Raw genomic sequence first — 14,419 nt, forward strand, 5'->3', positions numbered from 1 at the left:
TGTCTTGGAGTGTGTAGTGTCCTGTCAGTTATCAATATAATATGTATGAAGTCAGTGCATGCGTTTATTGAGCTTAATAACTATTTATGACTTTGTGTACTAGCACATATGTTATAAAGAACACTGGTTTTTTCTCTTCTTCATATAGGAAATCCTTTGGTTTACCACTCATTGAGGTAAGGCTCAGTTATATTTCACACATGTACACCCGTATATCTATACGAAAATCTTCCAGATCAACTCCTCTAGAGTGTCGAAAGGTACTCGTTACTAGGAGATTTATGCATATTTATACCTGTATACCATTTTACAGTTCAATGTAGAACTAAGTAAAGATTGTGACAGAGCCCGCTCCTAAAAAAATTATCTAGTATTTTAATTTCAAGTAAATATGGTGGGAATTAAAACCATCCTTTTAGGTCTATTAACTACTATATAAGTTGTGCTCTATGTATTTCTTATGAGTCAAGTAATGTACTTATTTTTTGGCGTAATTTAATAGATGTGTGTTCTCTAAAACATTTTATATTTCATTTGTATTATGAGGCAAACCCATAATCATCTTACATAATGTAAGGTCAACATAATCACTATTCACATTTTAAAGTAGTAGGCATGTATACGAGAAGGTAGCAAAATTTTTGCTAATATATCTAAGTTATTTTTTATGGTTAGCCTTAAAGCAAATAGATTGTGCATAAATATTACAGCACAAAAAAGACTTTTTTGTCATTGCATTAAATTTATTGCTATTTTTTTAGAAAAAGCATAGAAGCTTATCTCTTAAAGCAATATTTATACTAAATATATATTAAGCTATATCCAATGATGCAGAATGCTTTCAGTACAGGCATGAATAGTTCTTTTATATTTCTATTTGTGCTATTTATAACACTATTCTATAGTGTTAATACATTAAACTAAAAAAGTTAATCTAATATAGCAATATATTGCTATATACAAAAATATATCACAACAGATTTCTTTTGATAAAGCAGAATATAAAATATTAATATAGAAATATTTTCTGATTTCTAAAAAAAATATGCATCATAATTATTCATTTTAATTATATATATTAAATAATAGTTTTAAAAAAAGAAATATTGCTATATATTTTTTTAATAAGATAGCAAAATTTATCTAAATACTTTATATTTGAAGTATGGCGAAACAATAAATTTACAAAAATAAGCATAAATTAAAATAGTTGCAATACTTAATTAAGGATAATGATGTAAATAGACCGATTATGCATTAAACTTACAAATAAAAGAACTTTTTTATTGTTCTGAGCATGGTTATCAAATTCAATAACAATCTAGTATCAATACTGTTTATATGTTATAAAAATTTTTTGAAGGTTTATCTCACATAACTGTGAAAATTTTCTATTTTCTTTTGCAGACCGGAAGTTGCTTCACGCCAATCTTTTGCAGAGGTAATAGCACTTACCACTGCTATACTCCCTACCCCACAAGCTAATACTTTATCGACTCGATCAAGAGTGATGCCACCGATCGCCACCGTAGGTATATGGGTTAACTTACTTGCTACATTCTTTAATTTCGCTAATCCCTGAGGCTGAGAAGGCATCTTCTTAGTAGTAGTAGAAAATATGTGTCCTAAGGCAATATAAGAGGGATTCCAACTTAATGCACGTAATAATTCTTCTTCATTATGCGTAGATAATCCTAAACGTAAACCAGCACGCCATATCGCATCAGGATTAGCTTTATTCATATCTTCTTGCCCTAGATGCACACCATAAGCTTTATAACGAATAGCTAATTGCCAATAGTCATTAATAAATATCTTAGCTCTATAGTTCAGGCCTAAGAGTACCGCATCTTTAATATTTGAGCCTACTTGCTCTTCTGATTTATCTTTTAAACGTAGCTGAATTGTAGTCACTCCAGATTCTAGCATCCTTGTTAACCACAACAAGGAATCAACTATAGGATATAAACCAAGTTTATTCGGAACTGGTGCAAATTGATTTTTAAATTTCATTTTCACTCCTAATAGTAAAAATGTATAAAAATATATTTTGATTGTAAAATATAAAAAAGTTTACCTTATAAAGGAATTTTTGCAAAAACGAAATTTTATATACTGTGGTGTAACCGCAAAAAATCTCTAAATTTCAATTTTAATTTAACAGATGTTATTTAATAATTATTAATCAGAATGTTGCTCTTAAATTTTATGTTGGATGATAATGTAATATCTATAATTATATATTATTAATAACTATATGAAATAGTTCAATAGTTAATTACTTTATCAAAATAAAAAACCACATGAGTGAAGTCTTAAAGATAACAATATATTTTTATATGCACATTTATTTTTATAATTATATTTTATCAATCAGTATTGAAAATACGTAATATGTGACATTAATTAAATTTTAAGATTTATTAAAAATAAATAAGTGATCAAAAATTATTTATGCGTTCAAGATATTAAATAGCATTAATATGCTGAAAATATAAAATTAAATTTCTAAAATGTAAAATACATATTTTATATCATATGCAAATTTAATAATAGCATCATAAAGTAATAAAATAAAGAATAATTTTTAGTTTGATATAAATGGAGAAGACTTCTATGCGAACACATGTGCTAATATAAACTATGATGCAATCGTTATTGCCCCTATGGATATCAATTACTTCTTCAATTATTTTTTAGAAAAAATGCTTTTATTTTTTATAGATTTCTTATATTCTATAGTCGCTGCATACTCTGAGCGCTGAGTGGATTTGTGATGATATTTTGAAAAGTTTGGTTCTTACAAAAATATTATTAGCAAGGTGCGCTTTATATTTATTAAAATTTAAAATATATTATTGATAGCGTGATTTACAAGAAAAAAAGTGATTTGTATTATATGTAATAAACTCTTTAAATACCAAAATTCATGTTATATTTGTTCTTAAATTAAACGGAAAATTATTATAAATATGTATGAAAAGTCTATACTCAGTAAAAATTATTTGTTATACATTTCACTTGAATTTTAAAAATTACTCAATTCATTATCTTTACTATTTATAGTATGTATCATATAACTCTATAAGAAATTATAGGCATAATAATCGCATGAAAAATAATAAAAATTATGAATTATACAGTTCTACAGAAAATAATGTTTTTGCTAAAATCATACAAATGCTTACTTAAGAAAGGTATTTCAACTATGAATTCAAAATTATTAAAAATAAAAATAAGTTTTATCATCATTTTATTATTTTTTATAACAACATCTTCTTTTCCGCTATTAGCTAGTACTAGTATAGAGGATATAAAAATCGGATTCTCACCAGGAGAAGGCGCTAAGCAGATTGTTTTATTAGCCATTTCAGAAGCAAAAAAATCCATTGATATTGCTGCATATTCTTTTACTAGTAAACCTATTGCATTAGCTTTACTTGACGCACAAAGTAGAGGTGTCAGTGTACGTTTGGTAGCTGATAAGAAATCCAATAGTAACAGGTATACCGCAGCAACTTATTTATCCAATCATCGGATTCCAGTAAAATTAAATGAAAAATATGCGATTATGCATAATAAGTTTATGATTATTGATGGTTATTCAGTAGAAACTGGTTCCTTTAACTATACACAGAGTGCTGCTAACCGTAATGCAGAAAATGTGATTTATTTGCGTCATCAATCAGAGATTGCTGAAAAGTACATGAAAGAATTTGATCGTTTATGGAAAGAAGCAACGTATATTAGTCCCTCGTATTAATGATTAGTTATACGTGTAAATAAATGCATTGAGGATGCATGTACGATTTTATTTAAATTTTTTAACAGCATATAATGGGATTACATCAACCATATTAAATATATTTTTATAAATGTAATAAATCTGTAATACTATCAAAATATCTATATACGTATCACCATGGATATATATAATATGATTGATATATATAAAATATATTTTTATGTGATAAATTATTATAAAAAACACAATAAAACACATCAAGAGCACAATATTTCTAATATGGTATTAAAATTTAGAAAATTGAGTGAAAACTTATAATAACTAAGTAGTGTAAACTATAAAAAAGAATGTATATTATTCGTGATGCGATTAATGAAGATTTATAGTAATGTACATTTTAGTCAACGGAACAATAGAATGAATGTGTATTAAAATATATTGAATATTTAATTTACCCATTAGTCAAGATTACTGACGTCCATGTGAGATATAACGATATAGATTCCTTATCTCTAGAGAGAATAAGGTCTATTAATCTTAAATTTAAAAGTCAATCAGTATTAGACTAATGATTAATATAACTACAAAACTAGGTGGATGTTGAATGTGATTTTCATCATACGTAATAGTCTCAGGTAAAAACATTAATATATAAAGAATGAGTTAGCGACGTGTAAGTATAGCATTGTTGTCATATTGAAAGTATTTTTTATTTTAATATTGAAAGTCAACGTGAATATTTATGATAGTAATAAATAAATATTTATTTTTATTATCCCGTTACACGATGAGACTCTCCGATCATTTCACCAAGAAAATATGCATCATTCATTAATGATAATAAATATTTTTATGCTTATTTTCTCAGATCAGAGATTTTTTATACCAGAATAACATATTCAATTCAGCAATTTATGAACTCTCACAATTTATAGCAATCATATTATTTTCTATGCTATAGCTATAGATGACCAACTGAGAGAAAAATTAAAAAATATGTTTAGTATATTAGAATATTAGAGTAACACACAGATAGGACTATGATATAGTCAGACTATAGTCTGGTATGGAGATACCTATTTTTTAAAATACTTTTTGTTTAAAAATATATTAACTTAATGCAGGTCAGAAATTCAGTACTAGTCAACAGTGATTTTGATTAGTAGTAGAAACATCTGAAAATGCACAAGATTTAAAAATATAAAAATTATACTAGGTTAGCTTGTATATTTAAATCTATAACTAAAATTTTTAAGATGCGTAATCCATCACAAAAGATCTTTATACTATTGTTTTTGAGATGATATTCTACACTGACATGTCAGTGCGGAGCACTGATAGTACTACGTTACATTCCTACAAATTTGTGAATAGAAATCTCATTGCAGCAGTTTTAACAGTTAATGCAAAATCAATTTTTATCAAAATTCTTTGAAGTAACCACAAGCCATAACAATAATTAACTTAATCAATAAAGAATAAATCGTATTATACTCTATGGAGTATTATGACTGTGATCTTAAGATAAGACACTAATTATTGGATTAAGCATAACGAAGAATCTATATGTTCCAGTGAATTTAACATAAAGTAATTTATAAATGTATTGATGTCACTATTGTGAAATATATAACTAAATCAATGATGATATCTATTAATAACGTTAGGATATATCGACTAGAAATCGCCTCTCTAAAATTAAAAGCCTCACTTTTCATATACTATGATGGTTGTAGAGCTTTTCCTTATCATCAAGATAAGATCTCATATTTTATGAACATATACAAATCTTTATTGAATAGTGAAAACATGAATATCTATAAAATTATCTGAATTAATATTGATACACGTGCTATATAATATATTAAATATACTACATTGTTTTTTTATTTTTGTCTCATTGATATAGTGGATCTTCTAAACAATTAAATATAGCACCAATTTTATTGGTGCTATATTGCAGAAATATTAAAATTTGACGTTATGCTCTAATATATTTTGTACTGTTTTATCCGAAGAAATTGCAATTTTCTTTGGTTTTTCTTGTTCTGGAATATCATAGATAAATTCTAGTTTTAATAACCCATGATCTAATATAGCACATTGTATGCTAATCCTATTTTCTAGGTTAAAACTAAGAGCAAATTCTCGTTTTTTAAAACCTTGATGTAACCATGTCATGGAATCTTTTTCTATAGTGTGTTCTGTTTTTTCCGTTTTTAAATTGCCTTTAATCGTTAACTGATTATTGAGTACAGAAATATCTAGCTCATCTTCAGTATAACCTGGAACGCTAACTATCATTTCATAATGTTCTTTATCTTTCTGGAGTAGATTATACATTGGTGAATCACTGACAGGTGCTTCACCTGTAATACGGCTAAAAAGATTATCAATTTGTGTAAAGCGATCAGCAATAAGATGATTGCTCCATGTCGGTATGATAGAAAAAGAACGATAAGCCATAGTATTATCCTATAATTTATACATAAAGTAAAAATTCAATTAGCCATTTAATTATTAATATAGGTATTATTTATGTATTTTCAAGAGTTGATCTAGAAGTAGAAGAGCATATTATCAATAATATAAATATGTAAATAGTTTTTGTCACTATTATGTTAATTTAATTAATTAAAAACGCTTTGTAGAAGATTCATAGGTTCTAAAAATTAGAATTATCTTTCAGTGTATATTTTAGCATATAGGTTATAAATATTATTTTAAGCTATATAATTACAACAGTAAGGTGTCGACAAGTCGTACCACAAGTTAGATTTAGTTATGTTAAAGGTCGGACATTAACAATGTTCTGCCATATTCTGATAGAGAATTCACATTCTATGAAGTAGTATCGGTCACAAGTATGGATTGAGATAAATATCATTTTCCCGTTCGATGTAGAATACATCTTTTAATGGTAATACATTTTAATGGCGTTGATATATATTACACTGGCACTTTTTAAAATCTGCAGTCATACGTGATGATTTAAACCAAGCCTTACAAAACATTATATATTAAAATATTATATATGATATAGTAATATTTATGTGTTTTCTAGAAAAAAATAGTGCACAATGATGACTTATTACTTTTTCTTAATACAATGTCTATATGTAGATTACCGATATTATCTTACACTATGCATGCATTAAAAAGTTATTATTCTTAAATCATTAGATACTACATTTAAAATGTAAAAGATAATTAATATGCCATATGACTGTCTAGGGTATATAGCTATTTTGTCATAGATAACATTATATAAATCATACTAGATAGTGAATAAAAAAAATTTGTGTGCCTTATCATTATCATTCAATCACACTTCTAGAAGTGTATTATAAGATCGATAAAAACACATAAATATTCATATTCTTATACCAACAAACAAATAAGATTGAACATATAATGTTTTCTTTATACCGTGGAGCTATACACGATACAAATATCTCTATCACTAGACAATTCTATTTGTAAACTATCTAAAAAACTTAACATGCTCCTATAATAATTTATCTTTTTATTGGTTTAGTTAGTTCAGAGTTAATCATACAAGTACAATATTTTATAAAGTACTGATCTATAAAATATATAAATAGTTTTAAATTCACGTATACCCAATACATAAGAGATAGCCTGATTATACATCATTTCATCATAAGATTGCATAATAGAAAATATTTAGTCTCTCATTTAAAAAATGATTACAACGTATAGCTTTCTGTGACTAACTATCAGGATATAACATAGATATAATTAAAATTAGACCTTTCAATAAAACTATAAAGCATGATGAATGCTATTCAATTATAATCTTATCTAATTGCATCGTTTTTAGTTACCTGTATTACTGATTAAAAAGTAATTTTTACCGTATTTGATGTTAACTGCTACTACGGTGATGGGAATGACCGCCTGCTATTTATACTAGATTAATTACGATAATTATCATCTGTATATATGATATTTCTATTTCTAAAATCTTTTATTTTAAGAACTATTGCAATATTGGCGAATCACTGTCGGAATATTTTAAAGAATCAATTTTAAAGGATAAAAAATAACGTTAACAGAGCGTGCTTGAGGAAAAATTTGGAAGAGTTCTTTATCTGGAATCAACCAATCGAACAAATGTTCTGCACATACAGTACGAAGCGTCTTTGTTATGATGAGCAACAATTTTTAATACAGCAGAATAATTGAATAATCGTACCATTTAATCAATATCGTGGAAACAAGTCGCAACCGATAAGGATATAAAATCGTTAATATTGCAAGATAGGCAATACGAATCAGTTATCAAATGCATAGCGCTATGGCTATTACTATCTCGTCTCTTATAAATTTATGAAGCTTTGGACCCATTGATGCACACAGCGCAATTCTATAACAGAATCAGCTTGATACAGCTCTTATTTTCAGAGGTTTGGATCCTATACAGGTTAATGAATCTTGCTAACTTGTCATACTTATACAAAAATTTACCAGATATATCCGTAGATCTTTCTAGTGTAGAAGTAAGATTTATAATTGATCATTGAGTAGGCGTGATAGAAAAAAGGGTTTATGTAACTCTTGTGTTTCAAGTAGTGGGGGCGGCGAATACTAATGGTCGTAATATTCAAGGTAATTGCGGTAAAGTATAATATAAAAACCAACAGATTTAGCAAATGCTACACAGGATATGGTTATTTTAAATAGATATAGCCTTAGTACCGCTGGGACTTATAAAAATTATTATGAACTATACGAACAACGATTCACACATTGTAGCTGATCTAGTGACTTGGCGAACCATTCAGAATCATATCGTATCAGTTTCTATTATTGCTAATACTGCTTCAGAGGCAGATTGCTGGGATAGCGATTGGTTGATAATAGACATGGAGCGGGCGCAGATATTAGTTTAAAAAAATAAAAAGCAATATACTTGGTATCTCTAAAAAGGAGATAAATTTATCCAGTGGGGCATCACCTTTATTTTTAGCTTTTTAAATTTCTCTCTTAGAATTTTATGGATCGTAATCATAGACATTTTCTTTAATATTTAAACAGCAGGATCTGATTTTACGTATCTATAGGTAATGAATTTTATTACTCTTAAATAGAGATTGTATGTATATACACATTTCATTATATTAAGATGACAGGAATTGAGTTGTATCATTATGCTTGGAAAGAGCCGTAAAGCTCTACTCAGAGAATGTTGCTAGATTAATAATACCATATTATAGTGCGTTCAAGATTAAAAATTCTGATACTACTATAGTACTCTGTATGGAGATTATCTTCTACAAAAAAGAAATATGCTCAATGAGCAGAGCGAAATAGTTATAGAAAATATAGATATAAAACACCATTACAGATATATGATCTGACGCATCATTTATATATATTTATACTCACATGAGAAATATTTCCCTTCCTGTCTGTACTCTACCATATTACTTTTCATCTCTGTCGCAACCCTTTAGTCATGATTATTTTTTTTTATTTTAAGTCAAAATATCTATAAGAAATTCATTAATACGTCCTACAACTTAGCTACTACAATTAATAAATGGTTTTATCAGATAGCAGAATGCTGTCTGGCTGATAAAACGATCAAAATAAAGTAAGAAGTTCCTGTAGCTTTCTAAAAAAAGCGGGTTTGTATTTTATATATCTTATACTTCTATACTAGGCTGCACTACCAATCTTATAGGATTAGATGAGATAACAAATAGACTTCAGTATTATGATACTAGTAAAGAAAATATAGCGTTTATTGAAACAATACTACTATATTTTTCAGGATATATATAAAGATCTCATTGCTAAAAATAAAATAAGTTAAATGATTACGCTAGATCTATCTACTATCTCATAAAATATTAACAGTGTTTTGATAAACGCTTATCTGTATCTAATTTTCATTCTTTTTTTATTACCCTATGCATGATAACTAACTTATGTTTTGTGTAAAATTGAGAGATAAGTGTTAAGATTGTGTAACCGTTCTGGTATTAATCTCTTTTTTGAATATCAGAGACATAGTCACAACAAGAATGATCTTTTGACACATAAAATTATAATGTACTTTGATAAAATATTACGGTGACATACCTGACGCAGGGGTTGATATCTTAAATACAAAACTAACCTCTCCTTATTTTATGCGTTTGATACTAAGTGTTAGCTCAGTTATATCTACTTATTAAGCGATGGAAATACTACAACGAAAAACATATTTAATCATAATTTATCCAAATAAAACTAATGATTAGAGTCATCTATGTTTTTATTGATATGAAAATATATTATGGAAGTTCGCGTATAGCGTGAATAGTTGTATCAACTTGATGTATGTTAAGCACGCACATCGCATAAGATGTGTATATCTTAAACTAATAATGAAGAAGACATATAGATGTTGTAAGAATGGTAATAACTCATTTGTTCTATATATTATGCATGAAAATAATAATATTATTGATACATAGAATGAGGATATCTGTAAGATATACGATAGTTATAATTTCATATGTATTATGATGTTTATATATTGAGGTGTTTACAAGTGTCATGTTTCGTATGTGTAAATCACTACACATTAATTGAGCAGAAAGTAACAATCTCTCTTGCCCTCATGCTACACTAGTTCAGTTTAGCATAAAAAATAATGCTAGTAAGACACGTTCTCACTAGTGGTAATCATATACTATCTTGAATTTATATGGTTTTCCCACTGTTTTGTTAGATCATAGACTATGTCAAAATAAGGGATTTACAGATAAAAAATAGTTAACATGACACCAATGTTTTTCAGTATACTTGGTTTTTCTGGAACAGGATTATGAAAATAAAAGTGTAAAATATCAGAATAGACCTATGATATCAGTAAGATCATATAGAAAAAATATCAACATGGAACGATTGTATTCCTCAATGGTTTTATGGGAGATTATTTTTTTGTTGGAATTACACCTCTATAGCAGGTATGCTATTTACTACCTAAGTATACTCAGTACGTTTGCATACTCTATAAAAATAATTATTAAATGTTATGTATGTTGGTCAGGACGATATAGTCTTATTTCAGGTAATAAATATTAGGATATTCATAAAATTGTGTCTAACTATACTTAAAACCGCATTGAGTTCCATGCTTAAACTAAATATTAGTTTTATACTCATGTACAATAAACTGATTTATACACCTATTATGCGTGATACTGCATCTTCTTTTTCATGTAAAAAGTTATATACATATTATGTATCTTCATACTAGCTTTAGAGACATCTAGAATAGGGTATTGGTTTACGTAATTGCTAATAAAAATATATGATGACTGGCATACCTTGAGCTAATATCGGAATATTTTTTATTCATTTGACTACTTATGCAAAAAAATACCAAAACTATTGCATAGAAATTCTATATACTCGCTCTCAGGCGCATGTGAGAGCTTCTCAAGCAGATAAAAGCAAGGTTGTTGCTGTCTATCCCTGCTTATTTTGTACAGGGTTACTCGTGTTTAATTACTCAATAGCAATTTAATGCTTGTAATATGAGATATTTAAATTTTTAAGTTGTGTACATCTAAAGATATGAGAATAATTTGCAGTATTCTTAAACGCAAACAACCCTGATAGGGCGATTATCTTGGCAGACTTCACTATCAGGGCTTTGCGAATCGTTAGTGCATCTATTCAAAATAATAATATCATAATTAATATTAGTAATCAAGTGCTAGATATTAGTTTTTGTTAGAAATATTTCTGATCATATAGGGCAAGGTCGTGAATCCAAGTTTTTTGGTGAAACATGAGTGTACTAAAATGTTCTAATCATGATTGTTGGATTATTTTGAATCCTTCTTTTTTACGCTTAACTATAGTATAGCAAGAATATAAATACTCGATAGACTCTATCTACCATTTTGTAATTATAGAAACAATTTGCGAGAGATCAAAAATAATATATTCTATATAGAATAAGATGTAACTACTATGATGTCTATTATTTTATATATCCTTGTGCGATCAAATATTAAGATTTAATCTTTTAAATTATACCGAAAACTCCATGAGTTTTTATTCAAAAATCTATTGTTTTGTGTACAGTACAATATATAAAAATATATATTTTTTAGTGCGATTTATGATGATCAATAGCTAAAAATATATTTTAAGCGTCAGCAAGATGTATTTACGAGATGAGCTTGCAGCATTGTAATATTTTTATGTGTCTACAGATCATAGGTCTTTAGTGAGCCAAGATACATTCTCTGCATTCCCTTTATCAGTAGAGCAACATTCAATTTTCATACCTGACTTCTTGAAACAGCAAGAGATCTTGCTCCTTAGCTGGATTAGATGTCGTAAGTCATTTATAGCCACCAAAGATAGAGTTCGCCCTCAGTCACAAAGCACTGCATTTAGATCTATGCATTCATACCTCCAAATTAGGTAATAGGCATACATCAGACTGTGGCATCATAACATATGCTACTGAAATCGTGCTGAGAAAACCAGAAAGGTTCACGTCATTATTATGAGATAAGGGTGTTCCGGGTACTTTGCCAACTGATTTATAGGTACGCTTTCTGGCGACTCCGGTAAATTTGCTAATTGCGCTGCTAATCCTGTACAAGCATTAATCTTTTTACCTTTATTTATAATTTCACCAGAATATATTTTAATTACCTGTTTAACGTACTGCAGTCAGTATATTGAATCTTTTTCTGAGAGCTGCTTGTTGTAATCACACTACTAAAAGAAGTCTGGTGGAATATCCATATCATGATTATAGAACTTTAGCCCAGCTTCTGCTAAACTATCTTCTTTTTGATCGTCAAGCATATCTAATGTCATACATGTTTCTAATCGCACTATTTTCACGGTCTTGATCATTTCTTCCAACAGAGGCATATCACGATCGTGTAGTTTTTCCAAGCAACACGATACCAAAGCGCGTTAACACAGCTTTTTTGCTGCACGAGCAGCGTCAAGAATTTGTTCTAGATGTATGAGTTGTTTATCTGTTATTCCTGTGCTTTAGTGTGCACTTTGTGGATAATATTTGCAGTTTTCTGAATAAAATCCTGTTCGAATTGATAGCCATGCATTCATTTTGAATTCGATTAGATTGACAATGTTGATGATATACTTTCTAAGATTTAAACAGTACATCACAAAGGTTGATCAAATAACGCTGTGGCCTGTTTTATTATCCAGAATGAAAAAGGTTGATATAATAGTTATTTGTGTAATATTCAAGGCAATATACATTTATCAGTACGCTGACTAGTTGAATTCTAGATAAAGAACTATTCTTGCAATTTCCAACCTACATTTAGCAATATACTAGAATTAGTATATTAGTTTTACAAAAAAGGACTTTGGCTAATAAATCTCCTTAAACTTTTTAAAATAATCTATGCTAAAAGCATATTGTTATTTTTAATCTGATAGCCTTTTTAGCACTATCATATACAATAGTTATTCATGATAGTGCACACAAACACCAGCATAGTGCGTAGAAATATTTTATACCAGTGCTGAATAAGTAGAAGCTATGATAAAATAAGCGAGGAGCCTCCACTAAAAATCATCAAATGTAACGTTGATCATATGAATTTCTTTTTTAGTATCAACAAAACAAGCGGCGGCTCTATAACTTCTCTACGGATTTCGCGTATATTGTACAGTGAGGATAGGCTACCAGCTAGCGTTAATTTTGTTACTGTTGTGACACCCCGTCAGAAAGATGTAGTTTTTAGCTATAGACCTTGCAAGAAGAAGATTCTTCCTGTCACTTACATCGTCGCGAATGCCTATTAGAGTGACCTGTAATAAACACTCAATCGCTATGGGCATTCTAGAATTATCGCCGTTTTGTTACATCTTAAAAGCTAAAAAATATAGATACAGGTGTAATTAAGTGTCTTTCTAGGGGTTCAACAAAAAATTTAACCCAAAAACTACTGTGCGAGTATTTTCAAGGAGGGGAGTGTGTGTAATACAGATTTGCATTCATACCACGTCTAGTAATCATATTGTCGTTATGGTCTTAAGCAGTAATCACCTGCGCAGCAAAAATTGCTTATATACTAATAAGTATCCTTTTATAATCCGTAAGAGAGGGAGATGTGGCGTACATCGAGAGCGCTAGGTGGCTAAGTGATTGTGTTTTTTATTTCTGAGTGTTATTGACCGATTTGATTAGTTTAGTAGCAATGGCAGCCCTACTTGATAGGTGATATGCAAGAAATGATCACCTTTTAAAGTTAGTATATTTACTACACCTAATGTGTACATAGAGTCCGGTAAGCTATTGGTTATTCAACGAATGTAGCTATAACAATACTATTGTAGATGGGCGCTCTATATTCTTTGTATTGCCTTCCTAATCTAGGATAAGCTAGCTTTTATTAGATTACAAAATTCTGAACATCTAGCATATTTGCTCCGGTTTTCCATAAAGCGCAGTGCTCCATAGAAATATATATTACTTTCTCTTACTATATTTTAGTGATCTTATTAATTCCTCATTCGTATTATTAAGGGTGGTAATTACTGAATAAATAACTCTGTGATACATGATAGCGGCCCTTTTTTATACGATCTAGAGTAATGCATTTTCAAATAACAAGGTTTAGAAAAAAAGCTTTTTACGATTGTTGC

Annotated in this window: 5 protein-coding genes; 2 read left to right on the forward strand and 3 right to left on the reverse strand. The window is 28.6% G+C overall.

All coding sequences use genetic code 11. The features are described from left to right. Positions 1-1,365: 1,365 nt before the first annotated feature. The gene (gene thiE, locus ERCIKOCA2762_RS03405; RefSeq protein WP_157988822.1) at positions 1,366-2,013 is read right to left on the reverse strand and encodes a thiamine phosphate synthase; all 648 of its coding nucleotides are present in this window, start codon (positions 2,011-2,013) and stop codon (positions 1,366-1,368) included. 1,195 nt (positions 2,014-3,208) lie between these two features. Between thiE and ERCIKOCA2762_RS03410 the strand changes: the two genes are divergently transcribed. Next, complete coding sequence (locus tag ERCIKOCA2762_RS03410) at positions 3,209-3,763, forward strand: phospholipase D family nuclease (protein ID WP_157988823.1); 555 nt, start codon at positions 3,209-3,211, stop codon at positions 3,761-3,763. Positions 3,764-5,713: 1,950 nt separating this feature from the next. On the opposite strand, the gene ERCIKOCA2762_RS03415 is transcribed toward ERCIKOCA2762_RS03410, so the two are convergent. Further along, positions 5,714-6,211 (reverse strand): Hsp20 family protein, encoded by a 498-nt coding sequence (locus tag ERCIKOCA2762_RS03415; protein WP_157988824.1) that lies wholly within the window; start codon positions 6,209-6,211, stop codon positions 5,714-5,716. 2,279 nt (positions 6,212-8,490) lie between these two features. On the opposite strand from ERCIKOCA2762_RS03415, the gene ERCIKOCA2762_RS03420 reads away from it, so the two are divergent. Further along, a complete protein-coding gene (locus tag ERCIKOCA2762_RS03420) occupies positions 8,491-8,661 on the forward strand; it encodes a hypothetical protein (protein WP_157988825.1) in 171 nt (56 codons plus the stop codon). Positions 8,662-12,505: 3,844 nt separating this feature from the next. Here the strand turns inward: ERCIKOCA2762_RS03420 and ERCIKOCA2762_RS03425 are convergent. Next, complete coding sequence (locus tag ERCIKOCA2762_RS03425; protein ID WP_157988826.1) at positions 12,506-12,646, reverse strand: hypothetical protein; 141 nt, start codon at positions 12,644-12,646, stop codon at positions 12,506-12,508. Positions 12,647-14,419 lie beyond the last annotated feature (1,773 nt).

Origin of the sequence: Candidatus Erwinia haradaeae (assembly GCF_900698935.1) — a bacterium.
In the GTDB taxonomy this organism is placed as follows: Bacteria; Pseudomonadota; Gammaproteobacteria; order Enterobacterales; family Enterobacteriaceae; genus Erwinia_E; species Erwinia_E haradaeae_D.

Bases quoted from the DNA above. Each gene is read 5' to 3' on its own strand.
- ERCIKOCA2762_RS03425 (WP_157988826.1), bottom strand. From the start codon at position 12,646: ATGATCAAGACCGTGAAAATAGTGCGATTAGAAACATGTATGACATTA.
- ERCIKOCA2762_RS03415 (WP_157988824.1), bottom strand. From the start codon at position 6,211: ATGGCTTATCGTTCTTTTTCTATCATACCGACATGGAGCAATCATCTT.
- thiE (WP_157988822.1), bottom strand. From the start codon at position 2,013: ATGAAATTTAAAAATCAATTTGCACCAGTTCCGAATAAACTTGGTTTA.
- ERCIKOCA2762_RS03420 (WP_157988825.1), top strand. From the start codon at position 8,491: ATGAACTATACGAACAACGATTCACACATTGTAGCTGATCTAGTGACT.
- ERCIKOCA2762_RS03410 (WP_157988823.1), top strand. From the start codon at position 3,209: ATGAATTCAAAATTATTAAAAATAAAAATAAGTTTTATCATCATTTTA.